The sequence below is a fragment of the Haloplanus salinarum genome (assembly GCF_009762275.1).
GTDB classification, from domain to species: Archaea; Halobacteriota; Halobacteria; order Halobacteriales; family Haloferacaceae; genus Haloplanus; species Haloplanus salinarum.
Genome location: NZ_CP034345.1, coordinates 264,366 through 287,217 on the forward strand (window position 1 = coordinate 264,366; position 22,852 = coordinate 287,217).

Sequence of the window (22,852 nt, forward strand, 5' to 3'; positions counted from 1 at the left end):
GAATTGGTGGAGTAGGCATGCCGCAACGCGCCGGTCTCGGTCTGACGAGGAAGCGGCGCAAGATACCGGGGGTGGGCCTCAGTTGTGTCCGCGCCCATCTGGAGAGGGTATCTGCGTGGTTTCCAAGTTGCTGGCTTCTGTGAGGAGCGCCACCAGATCCGCTTCCGTCACTGGCTGTGCGGTCGTCCCCAGCCCTGCATCGCGAGCCACACGGACCGCACTCGGCGGGTGAAGGTTCGCGTCCGACAACAGCGCGTCGTCGTAGAACACCGCTTTGGGCGTTCCACTTCCGACGACGTTGCCGTCGGCCATCACGCAGACTCGGTCTGCGACTTCAGCGGCAAATTCGAGGTCGTGCGTCGACAGGACGACGCTGATACCGTCCTCGTGAATCTGCTTGATCCGGTCGGCGACCAGTTGGGACCGCTCGGGGTCGAGCCCTGCGAGCGGTTCGTCCAGCACGACCACGCTCGGTTCGAGGACGAGCACGCCGGCGAGGCCGACGAGGCGTTTCTCGCCACCGCTCAGATAGTGAGGAATCCGGTCTTCGAGGTGGCCCGCGTCGACAGTCGCGAGCGCCTCACGAGCGCGTTCTCTCGCTTCGTCACCGGGGACGCCGTAGTTCTGGAGGCCGAACATCACGTCATCGAGGACCGTGGGCGCGACGAGTTGCGTATCGGCGTCCTGGAAGACGAACCCGACTTCCCGCCGCGCGTGTGCCTTGTTGTCTTCGGTGATCGGCGTGCCGTCGACGACGAGTTCGCCGTCGTCGGGAACGAGCGTCGCGTTCAGGTGTTCGAGGAGCGTCGACTTCCCGGCACCGTTGCCACCGACTAAGGCGACGACTTCGTCGGGGTACACCGAGAAGTCGACGTCGTGCATGCCGACCGTCCCGTCGGGGTAGGTGTGGGCCTCACACCGCAGGTCGACGAGCGGTGAATCGTCTCGACTCACAGTCTCACCCCGTAGACCGCGACCGCTGCGTAGCCGACGACGGCGACGTACGAGCCGGCGACGACGAACAGTTCGTGGATCGGTGGCCGCGAGACGTCGCCGTACAGCGTGATGTCGCCGTTGTAGCCACGGGCTTCCATCGACTTGACGAGTCGTTCTGACTGTTCGATCGCCGACAACATCGTCATGCCGAGGATTCTCGCGTACAGCCGTTTGTTCGACCAGAACTCCGAGAAGTTCGCACCACGGGAGAGTGCGGCTTTCACGAGGTCCTCGAGCGTCTCGATCATGACGAACGTGAACCGGTAGGTGAGCAACGCGATCTGGTCGATTGGCCGCGGGAGTAGTCGTCCGAGCATGTACGCGACGTCCGTGTATTTGGTCGTCATCGACGCCGTCAAGGCAAACGTGACGACCGTGAGTGATCGACAGCTGAGCTCCCCGAAGAGCACGAGCCCTGCCCACGTGACAGAAAGTTCACCGAGCGGTGTCGAGAGCGCGCCACCGATCGGTGTCCCCGGTTCGAGGAACGCCAGCGGCCCGGCGACCGAGACGATGAACAGCATCGGGAGCGTGTACCAGCCAGCGAGTCGTCGGTATGGCAGTCCTGCGAGTCCGTAGACCACCAGTACGGCTCCGTACAGTCCGGCCAAGAGCGCAAGGCGGTCGAACACCGTGACGGCGAGGACGAGTGCACCGACGACGCCGACCTTCGTCCATGGGTTGACGCGGTGTAACGGTCCGTCTCGCCGTTCGGCGAACGCCGTGATGAGCCGCGGATCGGGAACGTGGTTCGAGAGTGTCGTCACGGTTACCGAGCCGGGCGTTCTCCGTCCTCGAAGCCACCGTAGCGGTCGACGTAGACGTACAATCCGATACCGAGGACAACCAGTACGAGGACGATCGCGCCGAATTCGAGCATCATTCCGCCCTTCCGAATGGGGCCGGCCACCACGATACCGCGGCCGAAGTCGACAAGCGAACCGCCACCCTCCTGCACACCGCGCTGGAGTGCCTGTGCGGAGCGTTTGGCCCACGGCAGTGCGCCGCCGGTTGCGGTGAAGCCCCAGTACCCAGCGGCGAGAAAGGTAACGAAGAGGCCAGCAAGACCACCGTACTGCTTCCAGCGCTGCATCAGGCCGTCACCCCGGTCGGCTCCTCCTGGGTGTCACGGTCGGCGAGGCCGACGAGGTCGGGGCGGACGGACGCGAGGAACTGAACGATGAAGCCCGTCAGGATACCCTCGATGACGGCGACGCCGAGGTTGAGTCCGACGAGACCGGCGACGGCAATCGTCAGATCACCGCGCGGCAGCGCGCTCCCGTTCACGCCGCTGATGACGATGATCGCCCCCATCAGGAACGCGCCTGCGGAAAGGCCGAGCGTCGCGGCACTGGCGCTGGCGGGGAAGACGTCCCAGTCCATTCCCATCAGGGTCTTGAACGCGTAGTAGGCGACGATAGCTTCGCTCGCGTTGACGAGCGTATTCGCGCCGATCAGACCGACCGCACCGTGCCCGAGCGCCGCCGAGAAGATGTTGACGACCAGCGCGATCAACGCACCGAGCAGCGGCCCGGCGAGAATCCCAACGAGGCCGGTGAGGTTCATGTGGATGCCACCCCAGACGGGGATATTCAGCTGGAAGATTGCGAAACTCGCTGCCGCACCGATTCCGGCGAGTGCGATCTGGTGGGTCTTGATTCCGCCCTTGCGGATCCGATAGACGACTGCACCGACGAGTGCCACGCCGAGGGTCGTCCACAGCACAAGTGCCCACAGGGGGAACGAGCCTTCACCGAGGTGGATGTGTGCCATCGTGTTATTAATAACAATAGCTGTTATATTAAATCTGGCCATATCTAATCTGTCAGTTAATATCTCGGCGGATAGCTAATATGAGAGCTTAGTAAGGAGGGCATATTGACACGGACACTCTCGACGAATCGGATACTGGCCAAGACCTGAACGCTTGCAGAAAATGACGACCATCTCACCGTAGGTTCGCTTAGTGGTTCTTGGACTCAATCGATCTCGATGAGATCGTATGCATTCAGAAGAAGAGTCGCAACTTTTCACGACAGAAAGACGACAAGGCAAATCCGCCCGGCTACCGGAAACATGGCGACGAACGACCACGTTCCACGGTTACGTTCAAAGAAGACGGGTTCAAACACGACTCCGAGAACAATCGAGTTCGACTCTCGAAAGGCGCGAACCTGAAGAAACACTTCTCGGACTTCTTGCTCTGCGAGTACCAGACTCGTCCTGACGTTGACCTCTCGGTGCAGAACGTTCGTACGGTCTGGAACGATGACGAGTGGGAACTGCACTTCGTCTGTAAATATAATATATATTTGGGCCGTATGCATAAATTTGATTTCTAAATTTAATGTATTTTCCAGCTGCATCCCATTCTCAGACGTTTATTATATTAAGTACGTTAATATCAGAAAATATTGTTTGCATAAGTCACCGAGTCACTATCATAATCCTCTGTAACGACCGATTTGTTCAATCGTCTACTGGCCCGAAGTCGCTGACCGATACGCGCTCTATATTCAGCACGACGACTGAAACCCCACAACGAATGAGAATTTCAACGAAGTAGCCGACGTGTTGCGAAGATAGAGGGTGTCATAGAACAGTTACCACACCAAAGAGCAGGGTGAACGCTGAGTTGGAATGAGTTCAGCGACCCTGCAAGATGATCCTTCGGTAGAGTCGTTCTTCAATGTCGCGGAGACCGAGACGTTAGCGTTGTTTGAGCATCTTTCCTTCGAGTTTCTCGAAGAGTTCGACGTGTTCGCCCCGGCGGAGACGGGGCGAACACGAGATCACGAGCCACCAGAGTTGATGCGCGGCTTCCTCCATTGCTACTACCACGGTGTCTATCGACTCCGTCCGGTTGAGCGGGAGCTTCGGAACACGGTTGTCTGGCTTAGCTGCGGGTTCGATCGACCGCCGTCGAGAGACGCGGTCGATCGCCTTCTCACCGATCTTGAACACGTCGTTTACGAAGTGTTCGAGAGACTCGTCGAGCAGGCCGCGCCGGGCGGCCTGCTCGACTTGACGTACTCCATCGATTCAACCGATGTGAGAGCGATGGCGGCCGATCCAGACGCGTCGACATGCTACGATCCAACCGCTGAAGAGTACTACTACGGCTACGGCTGTACAATCGTCTCGACCGGACAAAAAATCCCGATTGCAGCCGAGTTCACTGAGAGCAAACAAGCGCTGGAAGAGACGGCGATGCGCGTCACGCGTGACGCACTCGCCGTCGCCAGGCCGGTGTGGATGCTTGGAGACAGCGCCTACGACACGCTCGACTGGCACGACCACCTGCTGGCCGCAGGGGTCGTGCCAGTCGTTCCGTACAACCCACGAAATACTGACGCCCCGAAAGACATCGAGTACAGGGTCGAAGACCGCATCAACGAACACGGTGAGGATGTTCAGCTGAAGCAATCGATCTTAGACGAGACGTACAACCGGCGGACAGGAGTAGAACGAACCAACGAAGCAGTCAAAGACTGCGGCCTCGGGCGCACTCACGCTCGAGGCCGCGTCCACGCACGAGCGCAGGTGTTCCTTGCGCTGTGTCTTCGCCTCGTCGTCGCAATCACCAACTACGAACGTGGTGACAATCCGGGAAGTACCATAATCATGGTGTGAGAGGTCTTCTATGGCACCCTCTATACCGAATGAATGGTCCGAGACTAGCGTCGGGACGACGCCCACCACACAGACTTTCGGTCACCAACCCGAAACAGTACCCCCCATGCCCGCGGACTTCGAATCCCGCTTCGATGTCGACTACGAGGGTGAACTACCGGCGAGCCTCGACGAGACCGCGCTCAAGCGGATGGAGACGGTCGCGTATATACTCGACGAGAGTGTGCGCGTTCCCGGCATCGGTTTCCGCATCGGAATCGACCCCGTTCTGGGGGCACTCCCCGTTGCTGGCGACGTGGTGAGTGGCGCCTTCTCCTTGTACATCGTCGCCGAGTCGGCGCACCTCGGAGTCACCTTCACGACACTTGTGGAGATGCTCGCCAACATCACCATCGACGTGGCGGGTGGATCCATCCCCTACGTTGGTACTGTGATCGACGCGCTCTGGAAGGCGAACAAACGCAACGTCGCGCTCGCACTGGAGGACCTCGCCGAAGTGGTGGAGACGGACGGGTCCGGCGACAGGACAGGCGGCGGCGTCGAAATCCCCGTCGAACCTGACAACTGAGTGGGACCGCTGGGCTATACGTGCTCGTCAAGGAAACCGAACTGTAAGTTGCTACTACAAAATACGTTGCCGACCTCAACGACAAATACGCGATAACGCTCCCTCAGAGATAGAACCCAAACAACCCCACCGCGTCGTACGGCCTACCTGAGCGCGTTCAGCGCGTCCTCGTGCTCCCCCCATCCCAGTCACCGCTGTCGGACCGCAGGCCTGCGCCGGCGCGCACCGCGATGAACGCCGAGACTGCGACGAGGCGGGCGCCGCCACAGCGGCTCCGGTGCTGAGGGTTCGGCGGACATGGCACCACGTCTGCCGATGTCCTGCCTTTGAGCGGGTCGAGGGTCGGTTCTACGTCAGACCGCCAGGTGCCAGAACGGTCTGCTGAGGTATGCCAGGGGGTTCGACGCCCGGCGGCTTATCCGTCACGGGACGTGGACGCGTCCAGACCGACGAGTTCGTCGCCCGGAATTTTCAATCGTGAGCGGAATACGGACGGTATGAGCGACAGTGAAGGAAGTCGCCCAAGCGACACGATGCGGGAGCGCGTACCGGAGAGCAGTCGGAAATTCTGGCTACTGTTGAATGCGAACCGGTGGCTGGTCGCCGCCGGAATCTCGGGCGGCGTGTTCCTCGCACTTGCCATCGTTGGGCAACTCCACCCGATCGGGACGCTGGCGCTGTTCAGCCAGGCGGACCCCATCGAGACGCTGTTCCAGGGGTTGCTCACGTCCATCATCACGGCCGTCACGCTCGTACTCACGCTCAGCCAGCTCGTACTCTCCCAGGAACAGGGGCCGATCGGGGACCAGCGTGAACGCATGGAGGGTGCGATGGCGTTCCGGAAGGACGTTGAGGACGTCATCAAGGAACCCGTCAGTCCCGCCCAGCCCTCGGCGTTCCTCCGGTCGCTCGTGAAACTCACGAAGCGCCACACGGACGCCCTCCAAGACGCCATCGCAGACATCGACAACGACAACCTGAACGACCAGGTGGCCGCGTTCACAGAGAACGTGAAGAAAAACGCGGACGCCGTCCAGAATAATCTCGAAGGGTCCCAGTTCGGGGAGTTCGACGTGGTCTTCTCCGCGCTGAACTACAACTACTCGTGGAAGTTGTATGCGGCGCGCCGCATTCGCGCAGAGAACGAGGACCTGCTCACCGAGGAAGCGCACCACGCGTTCGACGAACTCATCAACGCGCTCGAACTGTTCGGGCCGGCACGCGAGCACTTCAAGACGCTGTACTTCCAGTGGGCGCTCATCGACCTTTCCCGGACGATGCTGTACGCATCCATACCCGCGCTCCTCACGGCGGTCGCGGGCATCGTCTACCTCGAACCGGCGCTGTTCCCAGGGACCGTATTCGGCGTGCGCACACTGGTTGTGGTGGTGAGCGCTGGCGTGGCCATTTCCCTGTTGCCGTTCGCGTTCCTATTGTCCTACATCCTCCGCATCGTCACCGTGACGAAGCGCACACTCTCCATCGGGCCGTTCATCCTCCGGGAGACTGACCGGTCCCGCGACCTCGACTGGGGAGAAACCGAAGCGAAGAGCGGGGAGAACTCGGGTGTCGGCGACAAGGGTGAGTAAAGCAGATGTCGGCCGTTCGCTCGGCTTAGTGATCCGTCAACCGAGGACTGACGAGTTAGTGATCACGTGGTTTGAACCGGCGTTTCGATGATAGAATGGCCGTCCATATCAACGGCACCGCGATGTCTCTCAGGAGACACAAGACTCGTCGAGACACGGGATCCCGAACTGAGTGAGCTGCCGGACCAACGGTCAAACATCGACACAGTATGTCCGTCGACCACTTGATTACTGTCGGGGAGTCGTGACCCATACAGAGTACGAATACGCGTAGCGGGACAGACTGCGGAGAGACTCTCCCGATGGAGAGAAGCACAGTCTCCGATTTATCGGTCGAGGAAAGAGGTCACCTCCGACGAGATCAGTCCCGGTGCTTCGCCGGGGCCGCTGTGACTAACACCGTCAAACTCGACGAAGCGGCTGTGGGGTAGCGTCTCGTGGACGTCGCGAGCGCTTTTCCGCAGAAAGGCCGGACCGTCGGTACCAGACATAACAAGTACGGGAGCGTCGATGTCGAAATGGGTGGGCAGTTCGTATCTTTCGACGGCGCGGTTCATTCGGACGACTTCTTCGGCGAGGTCGACGCAATCCGGCCAGACCGGCCATCCTGCCAGCCATCCCTCGAGATCGTCGATTCCATCCGGGTGGAGAACCGTCTCGATGTATCGTTTGACTGCTTCGCATCGCTGTCCATCCTTGATGAGTTGCTCCATTCGATCGGCGAGATCTGCCTGCTCGCGAAAGCCATCGGGGAGGATGGCCGGTTCGTAAGCGAGGACAGCCTCGACCTCTGCATCTCTCGCAGTCTCGAGTGCAGTCAGCGCGCCGAACGAGTGGCCGAACAGGATCGATTTGCCGTCGACAGCGTCGACAAGTGAGCATACGTACTCGGTTTCGCGATCAAGCACGTCAGCGGCACTCGTCGTCTCAAGACTGTCCAGACAGGTTCCGAACCCCGGCCGCCGAGGAAGAACAGCACCGAAGTCATCGAAGTGCGGCACGACTGTGTCCCAGTACTCTCGCGGAGCCATGCCGCCATGAAGTAGTATCAGCGGCCGACCGTCGCCACGACGTTCGTAGGCAACTTCTGTGCCATCTGCAGACTGTGTCATCGACATGTATCATCACGTTGCCGGAGGAGTGAGCTAAGACATTCTCTCAGTCATGCGGCTTTTTAAATAAGGGTGGCAATCTTGGGCCTATTTTCGAGCAGAGAGGAGCTAATCCCGAACGAGTTGTTGAGACTGGGAGGACACAACGAGGCTATCGTATATCCGGCGATTTTCGGCAGTCCCTTTAGCGTCCGCATAGAGGATTATGTATGGGCCTCGTCGCCGAATTCGAGATCCACTGCGAGGCACTTCCTCTGACTGGGGTCGCAGCGGATGTCTCCGAAGCGACATTGATTTTGGAGTTACAGTTCAACCATGGGAACCGGCCCCTGTTTCTGGTCACCGCGAGGGGCGGGCCCCAGAGAGACCTTGAGCACGCCCTCAGTGCCGCCCACGATGTAGAGAGATGGACGTTCATCGGTCAGGCCGAAGATACGCGCCGGTATCAGATACGGCCAGCACTGAGTTTCGAAGAACAGCTTGGAGACGAGATTGATGAACTCACTGGGCTCAAAGCACTTGCGACAGCTGAGGCCATCATCGAGCGGATCGAGGTGAGGGACTACGGATGGAACCAAACGGGTTGGTTCGCCAGTCGAAACGCGTTCACCGATTTCTCGCATTTCTGGCAGCACAACGCCAGTTTTCAATTGCGCCGTCTCACGCAGGATGGGGAGACTGAACCACCGGGCGAGGGACTCACTGACCGCCAACACGAGGCGCTCCGAACGGCCTACGAATTGGGCTACTTCGACATCCCTCGACGAACGTCTCTGGAAGATGTTGCCACAGAGTTGGATCTCTCTGCCTCCTCCGTCTCCGAACGACTACGGCGTGCTCAAACCCAACTCATCGAGGAGACGGTGGCACCGACGTGGCCACCACTCTCCACCTGAGGGCGAGACCCCGGCAATGAGCGACGTTATCGTGTCTATCCGCGCCGTTGTGGCACTGACCGAGTCGCCTGCTAGCCACCCGGAGAAAGCACCAATCACGAGCGACTTACAACAGTCAATCTCGACCGAGAAAACACTCGAGTTACTAACCAAACCGCAGCGACGACAGGTTCCAAGATCGGTTATTCGAACGAGAGCCTGCTAATGTCCACGTGTTGACGGTAGACCTATTGACTCAGATGTCGGAATCGGCATTGAATTCGAGCTGCCCGTTGAGGACAGCCGTGTGGTCGGGTGCCTCCGTCTCAATGAGTTCCACAGTGTTCTCGATGACGAGTCCGCGGGCTGACTTGGGCCAGTGGCTGATAGTGAGCGTAATAAACACACTTTCATCGGCGAGAGTACCGAATTCATCTACCTCCAAGACCGCGCCCCTCTCGTTTTGGGATAGTGATATGGGTGGATTCGGACTTTCATTATCCTCAGGAGGCTGAACTGAGAGTCGTATCGGGGTCCCGTTACTGTCCGGAGTCACGAACCGCTGTGTAAGTGACTGGAGACGGGTGTCTACACGGTGGGAGATGGATATAAAAAGGCTTCTCGGCGTGATATCCATATTGGGATCGACACCCACGATGGCGAATTCAGTGTTATCGCCGCGGAATTCGAGGTATTTCGCGTTATCGTGGTTGTCGTGTGTTACGGTCGGGTTCGTGTATTCATACGGATTATTGTAACTGGTTGCCGGTGGTTCGCCGGACCGTCTCGGCGAACCACCGGTAATGATTTACAATAAACAGTATCAGTCCGTAAGCCGGGTGAGCCACAACCCGCGATGATGGTGGAGGTTGCGGTCAAGCCAGTCGCGAGGAATGCACGGCGGCGCATAACTGTGAATTTGTTCGCGATATTCCAAAGTTCTCTTGGAAATCTGTTGTGAGCCGCGTGCTGGATACGCGCATTCAATTCAGCACGGAGGATGAGAGTTGATGGATGTTAGACCGGTTTCATCGGTGATGGACTTGCCGAAGAGCGTCAGCCGTGGCTCGTCCGGAGATGCGGATGTACTTCTGCGCTGTGGCCAAGTCGCTCCACCCCATGAGCGCTTGGAGTGGAACCGGCGCAACCCCTTGGTAGGCGTGGTAGCTGGCAGCGGTCGCACGGAGACAATGCGGATAGACCCGGCCATCAATGTCTGTTGCCTCGGCGGCAGCTGTCACTCTTCTATTGACAGTAGTACGGGATCGAGGGAACGAGTCGTACCGGTCAGTGAACCGCTCCAAACACAACTCCAACCGGAGCGACAGATCAATCGGTATCGACCGGGCGGAAGCAACCGTCTTCGGGTGCCAGCGAGTGTCCATCGCTTCTTCATGTGTGAGTTGCTCGTTGTGAGTCGTCTCTTGTGCTGCTTGCCGACGACAATAGCCGCACTCACAGGGTTCGTGTTGTGGAATGCGAAGCAGCATCCGATCCCAATCGAGCCAGTCTGCCCGGAAGTGTGCGATCTCGCCAGCCCGGAGCCCGAGTCGGCCACCAGCTAGACACACGAATCGTGCCTGCAAGTCTCGCGGTTCCGGCAGTGAACTACACGCTTCCAAGAGGAGTTCGAACTCCCGGTCCGTGAGGACATCCTCGTGAGTGTGCCGCGTCGTCAGGGATTGTCGATGCTGCTGAGCCCATTCATTCGACTGCTGATAGTTGTCCGTCATCCACCACAAGAACGCTGTTCCCCCGAATTCAAAGGTGGCATATCAGTGACAAGTCAACAGAGTGCCCGCTGAATTAGAGGCAAGAGGCTGGCGGCTACATCGGGAGTCATACAACCTCAGAAGCCCCTATTCAATTACCTCGAAGTGTTGGCCTGATGGTACAGTGAAACCGCTACCTGAACACGTCTGTGTTCGCTAATCGAGTATGTCGGGGTCGTCTTGATCAAGTGGGTCTTCGACCTCACCAATAATGGTCTCTAGCAGGTCGGTGACAGTCACCTGCCCGACCACATCGCCCTCCTCGATGACGAGCGCGAGTTCCTGCCCTTCCGTCTGGAACTGATCGATCGCATCACTCACGTCGGTATCGGGTGAGAGCGTCATCGGCGGTGCTGCCAGTTCAGTGAACTCGCGGTCACCGGCGAACAGTTCTTCACGGTGGTTGAACAGCGCCGGACTGTAGACGACTCCACGGAAGTCGGTCAGGTTCTCACCAATCAGCGGATACCGCGTATGTGGGTGCTCTTCGAGTTTCCCGAAGTTCGATTCGAGATCGTCTTCAGTAGACAGTGCCACGATATCCTCGGGCGGAATCATGACCTCTTCCACCGATTGTTCGCCGATGGTCAAGGCGTTCATCACTTCCTCACGGCGGTCCTCAGCCACCTCGCCCTCTTTGAGTACCGATCCAAGCTGGTTCCGGAGGTCTGCACGGGTTTTGATGATTTCCTCACCGGTTTCTGTCCATGATTGGGTCATCTCGATGCCGAACAGGCCGAGTGTTGCCTTTGCAACCGAGTCACCGACCCAGATGGCCGGAGCGAGTATTTTGGCAAACCAGTACAGTGGTCGTGCTCCATACTGGGCGACCTGTTTGGAGCGTTCAACGCCGAGGTACGTCGGTGTCTGTTCGCCGTGGGTGAGATGGACTAGGTTGATAAGAAGAAATCCGAGGAGCGAACCAGCCCCGATCGATGCCAGGGTCGTGTTTTCGAACAGCGGTTCGAACAGGGCTGCGAGTCCGGGTTCGGCGATAATCCCCAGTGCAATACTGGTCCCGGAGATCCAGACCTGACACGTCGTCAGGTAAAACTCCAGGTCGTTAGTCATCTCCCATGCGAGTTCGAGTCCGGGTGTGTTGAGCTCCGATTTGGGGTACTGCCTGAGACGGGTCAGGGCGAATTCGATTGCAACAAAGTAGGCGTTCACCCCGATAAGAACGATTCCACCGAAAATCCGTAGTCCGACCTCGAGCGGTTCCATCATGGGACCGTACTGACAGTAGACAGAAAATAGTGTTCACATCGAGACAATGACGAAGACACAAAAAGCACGGTACACAGGCACAACCAGGTCACAAGATACGCGCCCTGTATTCAGCACAGACTCAACAAACTATCAGTGAGCGAGGGTTTCAACAGAGCCGGTCAAGCATATCATCCTCCTTGGTGGAGGGCTATTTTGTCTCTCAACGATCGTCGGAGCACTCACAATCCCATCACTCACGTTCTTCTCTATTCTCCAATTACTCTTCTTTGGAGGCATCATAGCCACCGCCCTTCTACCATACGGTCTGCTCAGAAGAAAACCCACACCCCACTTCTCCAGAACCGGCATAGGAATTCATTTTCAAACATCCCAGCGCTTCACGAATGAGGTTAAGATAGTAGACGGTGGGTCGGGTGTAACAGACCGTCCTACACCCCAACCGTCGAGTGTGAATCTGCCAAAATAGGGCGTTACAACTCTCATTGCTACAGATCTATTTTGGCCGGAGGAGAACCAACCGTCGAATGAATAAAATAGTCCCGCTAGGACAGATACACCCCGGCCGTCGAGTGTAAATTCGTCCAACTCAGCTGTCACAAATCTTCTTACTACAAATGTCTCTTTATGAGACATCGACCGGCCGTCTAATGTATATCATTGTTTTGTTGGTCTACGCCCCGCACAGTAGTTGAGGCTGGCCGTCTCAATTTATAGGACATCTGGCGGAGTTCATAAATAGTATGAAGACGTACTCTGGGATAGAACGATGGGACGAATCACTGGTTCCTATCCTGACGACCTCGACCTCCTCATTGAGGGCGCTGTGGAGGCTGGTGTGTTCGGAGGCAAGAGCGACGCGCTGCGCGAGTTCGTGCGCGAATATTTCGAGGACCACGAAAACGAACGCATCGCTGCGGCAGTCGCCCTCTACGAACGCGAACGAATTACGCTCGGTGATGCTGCACGACTCGCTGCTGTCGACCGCTGGACAATGCGGGATATTCTCCGTGAGCATGGTGTGGAACTCCGGCTCGGGCTCGTGGATGAGGAGGATGCGGCCTACGAAGCGGAGACGGCGACAGAACTCGAATTCGATGATGAGCCTGCTGATAACGAGACATCGGACTCGCAATGACGACTGCCGATATTCCAGCGGACCCAAGCGTTCTCAATACGACTGTTCTATCAAACTTTGCCTACATCGACCAGTTGTGGGTAGTAGCTGGACTCTCAAGAATCTGTACAGTACCGGTCGTTCGCGAAGAACTTCACAATGGTGTCGACGATCATCCCTACCTCCAGTCGGCATTGGACATACTAGATAATGAGATCCCGGTCACGACGATCTCGGACACTGTTGCAAATAGAGAAGCGGTTGTCAGCGACCATCTTGATCCCGGAGAAGCACAGGCGTTTGCACTTGCTGACGCACACGATGGTCGGTTACTGACGGACGACGGTCCACGTGACAGACGAGGGTGAGAACCTTCGGATCGACCGCATCACGTTCGACGTGAAGTTCGATACCCAGAAGCCGACACAGTACGTTAGCGCGTACGCAGTACTGGACCACGCACATTTCAACACGATGCACAGAGACCCGACGCTGGGCGGACAAGTTCCGATCGAGGGGTCCGGTACCGTCGAACTCCACGGTGGCACGGTCTCCTTGCCGCTTGACAGTACGATCTTGAAACTGATAGTGATGCAGAACGCGCCGCTGTACGTCGAGCACAGAGATATCCGAGAACTTCTATAGTCGCCACGTCCACAGACTCCTTGCTAGCGGGGAAAACACCTCACAATCACGTTCTTGCTGGTGGTCGAACGTGTCATAGAATTTGGTTTGGGTGAACACACGCCCGTTATTGGCCCCAGTGAAAGCGGCCCCAAGTTTCCGTGTCCGACGAGTGTTGCTCGTGTCGGAACCGAAAAGCAAACGAGGCGAGAGTAGTTCGCATCGGCTTCGGCGGGTATACTATGAGTACTCATGAAAGACGAATAACTAGTATCACCTTATTGTCAGTAAGCAGTCCGTCTACAGGTCGAGCCGATGGACTGCCATCTGCATAACAGAATTTTTTAGTTTGCTCTTACGAGCGGTCGATATGGAACGACGTGAATACGCGACACTGCTCGCTACTATGGGGATCGCACCTCTCTCGGGGTGTGGAGCAATCGAGGCGGTTCTGGGAGGCAAAAGTGAAGAGCAAGAGAGAATCGAGCGAATCAAAAACGAAGCCAAATCCCCCAGTTGGAGCGAATTAATGGAGAATATGGACGAGTGGAAAGGCGAGCCAGTCCATTATTCGGATGTCGACATCTCCGCGATCGACGAGACGAACAATGGGTCATACCACATGTCCGTCGCCCATCCAGACCATGGCGGTTCTGGCGATAAAGTGCTGCGATGTACCTGGTTTGGAGATCAGGTCGACATCGAGAACACGTTCGACATCTGGGGCACCGTCGAAGGGACTCATACCTACTCTTTCGGTGAGGAGAGAACGGTCCCCGACATCAGGTTGGTCGAGATACAACCGAGTGAGTAACGCTACAGAGATTTATGCTATCAGTGGTTGAGTTTTCGGGTTTCAGTCTTCAAAACCTCAGCCATAGCACTCACTCAACTCAGCAGCCGCTCAAAACCCATAGAGCGTGTCATAGAACCCTTCTATGACACGCTCTATATGATCTATAGTCAGTAGCGGGTACAGCCCAATCCGACTTATCCTTTGGATTCCTGTTCAGCCAGTCGGCGTTTGATGAGATAGCCCGCAGTCCCAAGTGTCGCGATGCTACTTGGAATCCCGAACCCCGGCCCTGTCGTAGATGTTTGGCTATCACCCGTCTCCAGCGGTCCGGTCACACGCGAACCCTCACTTGACCCGCTGACGCCGGCATCAATTGCATAGAGATTGCCATCCCAACTCCCAACGAAGACAGTGCCATCGGCGACGATGGGTGACGAGTGAACTTCATCGCCGGTCTCGAAGGCCCACTGTTTCTCCCCACTCTCGGCGTCCACTGCGTAGAGATGTTTATCATCACTCCCGACGAAGATGGTTCCATCAGCCACCGTCGGCGACGACTCGACAAAATTGTCAGTTTCAAAGGCCCACTGTTGGTCGCCGCTCTCGACGTCGACCGCATAGAGGCTGACGTCGAGACCCTCTTCGAGATCAGTGCCACTTCCGACAAAGACGGTTCCATCGGCAACCGTCGGGGAAGAATAGATTGCGCCCGCTGCTTCGAAGGCCCACTGTTTCTCACCGCTCTCGGCATCAATTGCGTAGAGATGGCTGTCAGCACTCCCGACGAAGACGGTGCCATCAACTACCGTCGGCGACGAATAAATCATCTCGTCGGATTCGAAGGCCCACTGTTTCTCGCCGGCATCTCCGAGGAATCCGGTATCGGTACCAATCGCGTAAAGTTTGGTACCACCCCCGACGAAAACGGTGCCATCAGCCACTGTCGGCGCCGAATATTTATTGGTAGAAATGGTGTCGATGCTCCACTTTTTGTCACCACTCTCGACATCTACCGCATAAATCGAGTCGTAGCCGCTTGAAACGAAGACTGTGTCATCGACTACCACCGGCTTCGAACGATATTGAACACTGACTGATGAAGGGAAACTCCACTTTTGTTCGCCACTCTCAGCATCAACTGCATAGAGGGTGCTGTCACCGCTCCCAATAAAGACGGTGCCATCGGCCACCGTCGGCGACGATCGAATCTTCCCACGGGTCTCAAAGATCCACTTTCGCTCTCCACTCTGTGCATTGACAGCGTAGACATTTTCATCGTGACTCCCAAAGAAAACGGTGCCATCGGCTACCGTGGGCGACGACACAACACGGTCCCCAGTATCGAATGCCCACCGTTGGCGAGAAGTCGATGAGGTATTCTGCGCTGCTGCGGGTGTCGTTGCCAGTATTGATGCCCCAATCGCACTACCGCCGATTTTGAGTGCTTCTCGACGAGTAGAAGTAATGTCTCTGGGCTGCCCACAGTCGTTTGTATTCATCAGGAAAACACAGATTTTTCCTCTTGTAAAAATCTTCTAATCATGTTGGCCTTTCCTGACAGCCACTACGTGGACTCTCTGTACTGAGCGCTTCGTGGGTCTCCTGTCACTATCTCACGATTCGTCTGATGACTCATGGGTGGGCGGTATCGAGCAGTTAGATGAATTCTTGACCCTCTCGTGGCCACTCTCCTCCCGTGGCCCTGACACGTGAGTCTCGCCGCACTGTCTTCCGGCAGATCGCCCAGCGATCTTCCGCCGACGGGCCCACCTACGAGTCGAGCCCGCTGTTCGATCGCTCATCCCTCCCAGCGCTGGAATCGGACGTTCGCCTCGTTGCGGAACCATGGTTCCAGCATGACGATCACGAGGCCGTCGAACCATTCGTCCACGCAGTGCCGCTGGCATACGTCCAGTTCGATGCCCACGACCGATACACAGGCTCAACGAGCTACGAGATGGAGACGCTGTTTCGCCTGTTCCTCCTGAAAGAATGCCATGGCTGGAATCACGAAACCGCGCTCGTCGAGTCCCTCACCAAACATCCCAATCTCTGTGATCAACTTGGCTTGGAGTCGGTCCCCGATCAGTCAACCCTATGGCGCAGTTGGCACCATCGCTTCACTGCTGAACTCCAAGCTACAGTCGAGACCGCAGCGCGAACGATCCTCATCAAAGCACAGAACGCAGGTGTAACAGTCCCGCGCGAACCAGACCGACAGAGCCGCAGACACCATGACGAAAATAACGAATCGGACCCCGATGATCAGACCGTATTAGAGCAGGCCGAGACCCTCACTGATCGCGTCAGCGACGCTGCGTTCCCTGCGTTCTCACTGGACCGAGGCGAGGGCTGTGAGATCCACGAGAACGCCTACTGGGACCTCCAGACCTATCTCGGGCTTCGAGAGAACTTGGCTGTCAACGAAGGCGCTCGGAGTTTCATTCATGAGTCCAATAGGGAGCGGACACCACTTGGCCACGCACACCGTGATCACCTCCGTGATCTCTCGGTCAAGCAGATACGCGAGATGTATCGACAGGCGGTGAGTCGACTGCTGGACCGGGTAGCAGAGACAGAACAGTTCTTCCGAGCCGGCATTGTCGCGATCGACATCACTGAATCTAGCCCCTTCACGGGCGATCGAGCCGGCCACGAAGACGAGATTATTGGGACAAAGGAGAAAACCGATGAATACGCCTACCAGTGGGCGACCGTCCAACTGGTTGGGACAGAAGTTGAGATCGATCTTCTCAATGCATATGGCTCGTCTCTCGGTACGTCCACGGATTAGTGAGGCGGGGAAAGAGTTATTTATGAATAACAGAGACAATATGAATAATGAGTAAGTCAGAACACTCGAATACCTCTGAGAAGGAAGTCGTTGCTGTCACCAAGCATGGTCAGGCGACTATTCCGAAGCGGTTCCGCGAGAAGCTCGGGATTGAGGCTCCCGGAAAGGTGCTGTTCCGGGAGACCGAGGGCGGCGAGGTGATCGTCGAACACGTCCGCTCGCCGGGTGAGATGCGCGGCTTTGCCGCCCGCAGCGAAGCGTCCACCGACAGGCCCGCGACCGAGATCCTCCATGAGAAGCGCGAACAGGATCGGGAGGGACGTGACGCGCAGTTCCCTTCGGAGGAGTGATGGTGGTCCCTGACAGCGTCGTCTTCGACGCTGAGCCGCTGATCGCACACGCTGATGATGAACCCGGGAGCGACGTGGTTGAGGAATATCTCGACGCAGTCGCCGTCGAGGACACCGCCGGCTATGCCAACTGCGTGAACCTCGCCGAAATCCGCTATACCATCGCCCGGAAGTACGACCGGACCACCGCTGACGAGTATCTCGACTGGCTCACCGATATCGGAATCGAGACCGTGGAGGTCGCTGACTCCTGGCAGGAGGCCTCAGAGTACATCCTTAGGTACAACCCGGCGCTCGGCGACTCCTTTGCGCTGGCGACCGCTGAAGAGGTTGGGGCGACGCTTCTGGTCGGCGGTGACGACGACTATGACGAAGTCTCGGATGTCCCATTAGAGCGGTTCCGTGACGGCTCTGCATAGATGACTGAAGACGTCGATCCTGAGGCTCCCCGACCCGAGAGGCACTCCAAATCGCTCGGGGCGCGGAGTGGCACTAAGTGACTGACGACTTCGCGGAGACGATATCACTCGGCCCGGCGACGGACGGCGAACCCGACGACGATTGGGTCCTCCCGTCCACGCCTGAAGATCGGATCGGAAGTTAAGACCAAACGTCCCAAGTAAAGTCGCTCAGCCATTAAGAACCGTGAGGAACCAAGCGATTATCTCTGACGTTGTATCTTCAAGCTGTAGCAGTAGTTGAGACTGGCTCTCTCAATGCATATGGACTCCGTATTCAGTTCCCTCGGCGAATTCCATCTTGACATTCTTGAAGCTGTTCGCGGCTTTGTCCGTCGCCATAAGATATGCGAAGGCGATAACGACACACCCAATCACAGCGGCCCAAACCGCGATTACGGTCCTGCCAGTCTGTGCTGACGTGAGTGCGAACTGTTCGATGTACAGTCCCGCCACGGACAGGCCTGCTGAGCCGAGTCCGAACACGACGAGTTCGAGTAGTTCCGGGAGGACCTCGAGTACTGAGCTCATAATTGATTTTGAATCCGGAATCAGTGGGCTTCACTTTTTCCAAACAAAAATCTACATGCCGCTGAGGAAATGACTCACGGATATGCATGGACGATACGGTAATCTCGACTACTCACGGCTCACGAAGCTGATTTTCTTAGTCGGCGTCGGGATGTTCGTGGTAGATGAACTCGGTGAGTTCGGGATTGAAAAAGCCGGGATGTCCGTTCCGGCCTGGGAACACAGCCTGTTGATGACGATGGCGGCGATCGGCGTTCTTGTCGCGCTTCTCTCGCCGTTTGTGTTCGGTATCGTGCTCCCCCTGACCGAGTAGACAGCCCGACGCGATCACCAGCCGTCTCCCGTTCAATATTCCTTCTGATAGCGAGCTACATCTGCTCGTTCGCGGGTCGGGGCTCACTGTCGAAGGCGTTGACGAGTTGCTCCGGGAGCGTTTCCGGCGAGAACACCGATACAAGATCACCCGGCTTGATTTGGGTATCACCATTCGGTGTAATGTGGGTGCCGTCCCGCTCGATCCCCACGACAAGAATCTCATCCGGTAGCAGACCCTCCTGATTGGCAGCTTTGAGTGTCAGCCCGGCGATGTCTGCAGTCTCCGAAACGGTAAACTCCACGACTTCACCACCACCCACGACGGTCTGGAAGTCGGTCACTGCCGAGGGAGCCCGATCCTCTTCGGGAGCGAACTCGTGGTACGGTTGGAACGTTTCATCGAGGACGATGTCCTCGCGTTCGATCGTCACACCTGCTGCCGAGAGCTGCTGGGCGATGCGGTTGATGTCGGTTGTGTCCTCACCGACAGCGGTGATTACGAGGTTTTCCTGCCCGGCGAGGAGTTCCCGGACGTGAATTACCCCCGGGGTCGACAGCGCCTCGTTAGCGAGCGCTGAGCGCTTGCTGACGGGAGCCGTACAGGTGAACTGTGTCGTGACCTTGCCGTTGGAGTTCTCGTAATCGATGTCGGCATGATAGCCCCGAATGATTCCGTGTTCTTCCAATCGATTGATGCGGTTGCGCACCGTCGCCGGGGTGACATCCACCTCTTCGGCGATCATCGGAGCGGACGTGTCTCTCGCGTTCATTCCGAGGTAGTAGAGGATCCGCCGATCAATCTCGTCGGGGCGGTAGGTCATGCCTCTAGTTTCTGGCTATCCGGGCAAAGACGTTGTGCCCTCCACTCGATATTGATGATTTGCGAACTGATTTTGAACACACGCTTCTAAGCACTCTTGAATACTGATTCGATAATATAGTGGGTCACTTTTTTGTTCTTCGAAAGAATATTGAGTAGTATGACAGCGAATGGTAGCCGCTCCCCGTTCGAACGGCTCAAAGAGCATTACGACCACGAGGAGTTAGTCTGTCGAGAGTGTGGATTCGAAGACGAAGACGGCACGTGGGATGCTGAGGCCGACGGTGCCGACATCGTGTACACTCACACCTGCCCTAGATGTGGTGCGAAACGGGAACACGCATTAGGGCTTTCGGACCGCGAAACTGCACAGGAGCACGTACAAGAACAACGGTGAAATCCCGTCAGTATCTGTTGAGCGAGAGTCCCTCTTCAACGATCAGCTCTCCTCGTGTGACTCTCCCAGATAGGTCCAGTGGGTTTCTTCGGATCCGTCAGGCCGTGCTTCAAGCGTAATTAGATACGTCTCAACGATTCCCTCCTGTTCGATTCGGCAACGATTCCGCCGGCCTCGGCGTCCCGGAGTTCAAACGCTGTAACGTCCTCTCGTTGTTCGAGGTCAGCTCGCACGAGTTCTTCGAGCTCTTGGCTCCGAGCCGACTCATCTTCGCCCGTCATCGAATCCGCCTCCGTTTGATTCGGTCTCGTGCTTCCGTCTCGTCTAAACGACACTGACTGGCACAGTGAAGATGCTCAGTCGTCAGGCGTCCGGATCGTACGCTGTCTGTCACGGACCGCTTCCATCGCTGACCGCGTCGCTGCTGCGTCGTACCATCTATTGGGTGTTTGCGGGACATTTCCTGTGTTGATGTGGTTAGTCGGCCTCCATCGAGGATCCGTCAGCGGATGCCTCTGTACGCTGGCGACCAGTCAGTGAGCGGTAGATAGGGTAGAGGTAATCCTCGATCGGCCCCTGGACGCCGCGAGCGCCGGCATAGACGATGACGGGGACACCGGCCCCATCTGCGAGGTCGATGACACGGTCGGGCGTACTCCCGAATACCCAGCGTCTGAGTCTGCGGGTCCGGGTCGCACCGATAACGAGGATGCCCCCGTTCGAAGCAGCCGTCTCGACCAATCCCTCCGCCACGGTCGGTGCCTGCACGTTGTGGACCTGTACTTCGGGTGTGTCGGAGAGTCCAGCAACGGTCGCGTCTGCGGACTCCGCACGGCCGCCGCCACCGTTGGGATCGACACTAATGACGTGGAGTTCTGCGCCATTCCGCCCGAGCTGCTCAACCATCGGCAGCAACGCCTTGTGGTGGGGGCCACCACCCGCGCCGACGTTGACGACCGAGGTGTCCGTCTCGTCGGTGAACCCGCGAACGAACATCACGCCACAGGGTGTTTTGTATTCGATTGTCTCGGCGACGTCGGTGTGCTCCTCGGGATATCCCATAAGAATCTGATCGACGTCACCCTCTCGGGCAGTCTGCAGGATGTCGAAGGCGATGTTCTGGCAGATGTGCCCCTCGACGGTGTAGTCAGCTTCGAGTTGCTGTTCCGACAGTAGTTCCTGGATTCGAGTGACGCGCCCCTCCGCGGTCTCACGGACTGCCTCCGACGGCGTCTGCTCCGGGATCTGTGTGACGTTCAGCACACGGATGTGGGGATCGTCGTGTTGCAGCTTCCCCAAGGTATCAGCGAGCTTGATGTAACGCGCGGCCCTGTCCGGTCGGGCGACCGCGACGAGCACCTGATATCGGTCTCCCTCGCTCTCCTCGGCATCGCTACCACCACCTGTTCCCTCGGTAGTCGCTGGTTGTGGTTCGACGACCTGTTCGAATAGTTCGTCGACAGCCGGCGCGCCGCCCCACGCCAAGTACGCTACCAGCAACACACCGACGAGGAAGACACCGACCACGACACCCTTCAGTGGAAGGTTGTAGATCAGCGCGAGGTTCGCGAGAATGCCCACCACCGGCACGACAGGCACCCCGGGAACCCGGAAGCCGCGCTTGATGTCCGGGTAACGCCGGCGCGAATAGATGAGTGCGAGGTTGACGACCGAGAGCGGCAACAGGAGGTTCAGCGTCGCGAACCCGGTCAGCGTCGTCAGTCCCAGCTCAGTGAGCGTTAGCGAGCCAACTATGGGAGCGGGAACGGTGACCTGAAACGGGAGGATGCCCCCTTCAACCGGGAATAGCATGATGAATGTGACGATCAGGAGGACGATGGTGCCGGTCGCAGTGGCGACACTCCAGAACGGGGTGTTGTACTGCGGATGAATTCGCGAGAACGGCCGTGGGGCCTGTCCCTGCCGGCCCATCAGCGAGCCGATTCCGCTGGCAGCGAGAATCGACGCGTTCGAAGCGCTGACCATACTGAAGATGGCGCCGGCGACGATGAGCGACCGCCCGATGGGGCCGAGGAAGCCGGCAGCGACACGCCCCATAGCGGTTTCGCCCTCGCGGGCGATGACCTCCGCGGGCACCGGCGAGTTGACCATCGCGACGATCACCAGCGCATACAGCACGGTGACGGTGATGATGGAGGCGGCAATCGCCCGCGGGACGGTGCGCTTCGGTTCGATGATCTCGCCGGCGCTGGCGGCGATTGCGGAGAAGCCAAAGAACGTGATGAACGCTAGCGCGGCGATGGTGACGATGCCGACTAGGTCCGTCGAGAAGTTCGTCGCAAACGTGCCCACCGCCGTCGACGGCCCTCGGAACGACAACGCGCCGCCGATGAACGCAAACAGCACCGCCACCTTCGCACCGGTCACGAGCAGCTGGAAGGTGCCGCTTTCCTCGGTCCCCCGGGCATTCAGTGTGCCCAGCAGGAGGGCAGCGAGTACTCCTGTCGTCCCGTGGGGTAAGACGTGAAGTGGTTCGGGGAGCACGAACCGGAAGAACCACTCGTCCATCGTCGCGAGATAGAACGCCGTCGTGCCAGTGTATCCGAGGAACAGCATCGCGCCGATGGCATAGACGAGTGTGTCGTTCTCGAACGTACGCGAGGAGAACAGGTAGCCACCACCGTTCTCAGAGTAAATCGAGGCAAACTCGGAGTAGCCGGCGGCGGTGATGCCGGCGACGATGGCTGCGATGACGAACGCGATGACTGCACTGGAGCCGATCGCCGCGACAGCAGTCCCGGAGAGGGAGAAAATACCAGCGGCGATCATCGTCCCTAAGCCGATAGCGAAGGCGATCTTGAAGTCCAGCGTTCGGGTGTGCTCAACCATCGGTGTTAAAAGGGGTTAGTAAAACCAG

Annotated in this window: 25 protein-coding genes and 3 pseudogenes; 14 read left to right on the forward strand and 14 right to left on the reverse strand. The window is 57.8% G+C overall.

The genetic code is table 11. The features are described 5' to 3' along the window. Positions 1-78: 78 nt before the first annotated feature. From EI982_RS02580 to EI982_RS02595, 4 genes are all read right to left on the reverse strand, one after another. Positions 79-882: an energy-coupling factor ABC transporter ATP-binding protein gene (locus EI982_RS02580; protein WP_199243791.1), complete on the reverse strand. Its 804-nt coding sequence runs from the start codon at positions 880-882 to the stop codon at positions 79-81. A 68-nt stretch (positions 883-950) separates the two neighbouring features. Then, a complete protein-coding gene (locus EI982_RS02585; RefSeq protein WP_157687999.1) occupies positions 951-1,763 on the reverse strand; it encodes an energy-coupling factor transporter transmembrane component T family protein in 813 nt (270 codons plus the stop codon). Positions 1,764-1,765: 2 nt separating this feature from the next. Further along, positions 1,766-2,089: a cobalamin transport operon protein gene (locus tag EI982_RS02590; RefSeq protein ID WP_157688000.1), complete on the reverse strand. Its 324-nt coding sequence runs from the start codon at positions 2,087-2,089 to the stop codon at positions 1,766-1,768. Then, entirely contained in the window at positions 2,089-2,769 is a 681-nt protein-coding gene (locus EI982_RS02595; RefSeq protein ID WP_157688001.1) for an energy-coupling factor ABC transporter permease, read from the reverse strand. Before EI982_RS02595 ends, EI982_RS02590 begins: the two co-directional genes overlap by 1 nt. Positions 2,770-3,029: 260 nt before the next feature. On the opposite strand from EI982_RS02595, the pseudogene EI982_RS02600 reads away from it, so the two are divergent. From EI982_RS02600 to EI982_RS02615, 4 genes and pseudogenes are all read left to right on the forward strand, one after another. Further along, positions 3,030-3,305: pseudogene (locus tag EI982_RS02600) on the forward strand (RNA-guided endonuclease TnpB family protein); the annotation flags it as partial. A gap of 331 nt (positions 3,306-3,636) precedes the next feature. Beyond that, positions 3,637-4,629 carry a transposase gene (locus tag EI982_RS02605; RefSeq protein ID WP_157688002.1) on the forward strand — a complete coding sequence of 331 codons (993 nt, stop codon included), beginning with the start codon at positions 3,637-3,639 and terminating at the stop codon, positions 4,627-4,629. 106 nt (positions 4,630-4,735) lie between these two features. After that, the gene (locus EI982_RS02610) at positions 4,736-5,197 is read left to right on the forward strand and encodes a DUF4112 domain-containing protein (RefSeq protein WP_157688003.1); all 462 of its coding nucleotides are present in this window, start codon (positions 4,736-4,738) and stop codon (positions 5,195-5,197) included. Between the two features lie 497 nt (positions 5,198-5,694). Further along, positions 5,695-6,786: a DUF7972 family membrane protein gene (locus EI982_RS02615; protein WP_157688004.1), complete on the forward strand. Its 1,092-nt coding sequence runs from the start codon at positions 5,695-5,697 to the stop codon at positions 6,784-6,786. 326 nt (positions 6,787-7,112) lie between these two features. Here the strand turns inward: EI982_RS02615 and EI982_RS02620 are convergent, their stop codons facing one another. After that, positions 7,113-7,904: an alpha/beta fold hydrolase gene (locus EI982_RS02620; protein ID WP_157688005.1), complete on the reverse strand. Its 792-nt coding sequence runs from the start codon at positions 7,902-7,904 to the stop codon at positions 7,113-7,115. A 203-nt stretch (positions 7,905-8,107) separates the two neighbouring features. Between EI982_RS02620 and EI982_RS02625 the strand changes: the two genes are divergently transcribed. Then, positions 8,108-8,794 (forward strand): helix-turn-helix domain-containing protein, encoded by a 687-nt coding sequence (locus tag EI982_RS02625; protein ID WP_157688006.1) that lies wholly within the window; start codon positions 8,108-8,110, stop codon positions 8,792-8,794. Positions 8,795-9,029: 235 nt separating this feature from the next. On the opposite strand, the gene EI982_RS18640 is transcribed toward EI982_RS02625, so the two are convergent. The 4 genes from EI982_RS18640 to EI982_RS02645 form a co-directional block, all read right to left on the reverse strand. Continuing rightward, positions 9,030-9,410 carry a DUF8121 family protein gene (locus tag EI982_RS18640; RefSeq protein ID WP_233255270.1) on the reverse strand — a complete coding sequence of 127 codons (381 nt, stop codon included), beginning with the start codon at positions 9,408-9,410 and terminating at the stop codon, positions 9,030-9,032. Positions 9,411-9,801: 391 nt separating this feature from the next. Then, positions 9,802-10,506, reverse strand: a complete 705-nt coding sequence (locus EI982_RS19095; protein WP_157688007.1) for a tyrosine-type recombinase/integrase — start codon at positions 10,504-10,506, stop codon at positions 9,802-9,804. 195 nt (positions 10,507-10,701) lie between these two features. Next, positions 10,702-11,769: a CNNM domain-containing protein gene (locus EI982_RS02640; RefSeq protein WP_394352057.1), complete on the reverse strand. Its 1,068-nt coding sequence runs from the start codon at positions 11,767-11,769 to the stop codon at positions 10,702-10,704. A 135-nt stretch (positions 11,770-11,904) separates the two neighbouring features. Next, the gene (locus EI982_RS02645) at positions 11,905-12,123 is read right to left on the reverse strand and encodes a hypothetical protein (protein WP_157688009.1); all 219 of its coding nucleotides are present in this window, start codon (positions 12,121-12,123) and stop codon (positions 11,905-11,907) included. 418 nt (positions 12,124-12,541) lie between these two features. Here EI982_RS02645 and EI982_RS02650 point away from each other — a divergent pair, with 418 nt between their 5' ends. The 4 genes and pseudogenes from EI982_RS02650 to EI982_RS02665 all read left to right on the forward strand — a co-directional run bounded on the left by EI982_RS02650 (position 12,542) and on the right by EI982_RS02665 (position 14,327). After that, positions 12,542-12,910, forward strand: coding sequence for a UPF0175 family protein (locus EI982_RS02650; protein ID WP_157688010.1), 369 nt, complete (start codon positions 12,542-12,544; stop codon positions 12,908-12,910). Beyond that, positions 12,907-13,236 (forward strand): annotated as a pseudogene (locus EI982_RS02655) (twitching motility protein PilT); the annotation flags it as partial. The gene EI982_RS02650 and the pseudogene EI982_RS02655, both read left to right, overlap by 4 nt. A gap of 4 nt (positions 13,237-13,240) precedes the next feature. Next, positions 13,241-13,534 carry a hypothetical protein gene (locus tag EI982_RS02660; RefSeq protein WP_157688011.1) on the forward strand — a complete coding sequence of 98 codons (294 nt, stop codon included), beginning with the start codon at positions 13,241-13,243 and terminating at the stop codon, positions 13,532-13,534. A gap of 349 nt (positions 13,535-13,883) precedes the next feature. Beyond that, positions 13,884-14,327 carry a hypothetical protein gene (locus EI982_RS02665; RefSeq protein ID WP_157688012.1) on the forward strand — a complete coding sequence of 148 codons (444 nt, stop codon included), beginning with the start codon at positions 13,884-13,886 and terminating at the stop codon, positions 14,325-14,327. Between the two features lie 176 nt (positions 14,328-14,503). Here the strand turns inward: EI982_RS02665 and EI982_RS02670 are convergent, their stop codons facing one another. Beyond that, positions 14,504-15,808 (reverse strand): BamB-related PQQ repeat family beta-propellar protein, encoded by a 1,305-nt coding sequence (locus EI982_RS02670; RefSeq protein WP_157688013.1) that lies wholly within the window; start codon positions 15,806-15,808, stop codon positions 14,504-14,506. A gap of 197 nt (positions 15,809-16,005) precedes the next feature. Between EI982_RS02670 and EI982_RS02675 the strand changes: the two are divergent. From EI982_RS02675 to EI982_RS02685, 3 genes and pseudogenes are all read left to right on the forward strand, one after another. Continuing rightward, positions 16,006-17,061 (forward strand): annotated as a pseudogene (locus EI982_RS02675) (transposase); the annotation flags it as partial. An 89-nt stretch (positions 17,062-17,150) separates the two neighbouring features. Continuing rightward, a complete protein-coding gene (locus tag EI982_RS02680) occupies positions 17,151-17,453 on the forward strand; it encodes an AbrB/MazE/SpoVT family DNA-binding domain-containing protein (RefSeq protein ID WP_157688014.1) in 303 nt (100 codons plus the stop codon). Next, complete coding sequence (locus tag EI982_RS02685; protein WP_157688015.1) at positions 17,453-17,872, forward strand: PIN domain-containing protein; 420 nt, start codon at positions 17,453-17,455, stop codon at positions 17,870-17,872. Before EI982_RS02680 ends, EI982_RS02685 begins: the two co-directional genes overlap by 1 nt. Positions 17,873-18,166: 294 nt before the next feature. Here EI982_RS02685 and EI982_RS02690 read toward each other — a convergent pair whose 3' ends face one another. Further along, on the reverse strand, positions 18,167-18,442 hold the full coding sequence (locus EI982_RS02690; RefSeq protein WP_394352058.1) for a DUF8151 family protein: 276 nt from the start codon (positions 18,440-18,442) through the stop codon (positions 18,167-18,169). Between the two features lie 82 nt (positions 18,443-18,524). Here EI982_RS02690 and EI982_RS02695 point away from each other — a divergent pair, with 82 nt between their 5' ends. After that, positions 18,525-18,755: a DUF7860 family protein gene (locus EI982_RS02695; protein WP_157688016.1), complete on the forward strand. Its 231-nt coding sequence runs from the start codon at positions 18,525-18,527 to the stop codon at positions 18,753-18,755. 55 nt (positions 18,756-18,810) lie between these two features. Here EI982_RS02695 and EI982_RS02700 read toward each other — a convergent pair whose 3' ends face one another. Beyond that, complete coding sequence (locus tag EI982_RS02700) at positions 18,811-19,578, reverse strand: Lrp/AsnC family transcriptional regulator (protein ID WP_157688017.1); 768 nt, start codon at positions 19,576-19,578, stop codon at positions 18,811-18,813. A 159-nt stretch (positions 19,579-19,737) separates the two neighbouring features. Between EI982_RS02700 and EI982_RS19005 the strand changes: the two genes are divergently transcribed. Continuing rightward, positions 19,738-19,974: an HVO_0649 family zinc finger protein gene (locus tag EI982_RS19005; RefSeq protein ID WP_332908348.1), complete on the forward strand. Its 237-nt coding sequence runs from the start codon at positions 19,738-19,740 to the stop codon at positions 19,972-19,974. A gap of 119 nt (positions 19,975-20,093) precedes the next feature. Here the strand turns inward: EI982_RS19005 and EI982_RS02705 are convergent, their stop codons facing one another. Further along, positions 20,094-20,255 (reverse strand): hypothetical protein, encoded by a 162-nt coding sequence (locus EI982_RS02705; protein WP_157688018.1) that lies wholly within the window; start codon positions 20,253-20,255, stop codon positions 20,094-20,096. Between the two features lie 196 nt (positions 20,256-20,451). Further along, positions 20,452-22,824, reverse strand: a complete 2,373-nt coding sequence (locus EI982_RS02710) for an amino acid permease (protein ID WP_157688019.1) — start codon at positions 22,822-22,824, stop codon at positions 20,452-20,454. Between the last annotated feature and the right edge of the window lie 28 nt (positions 22,825-22,852).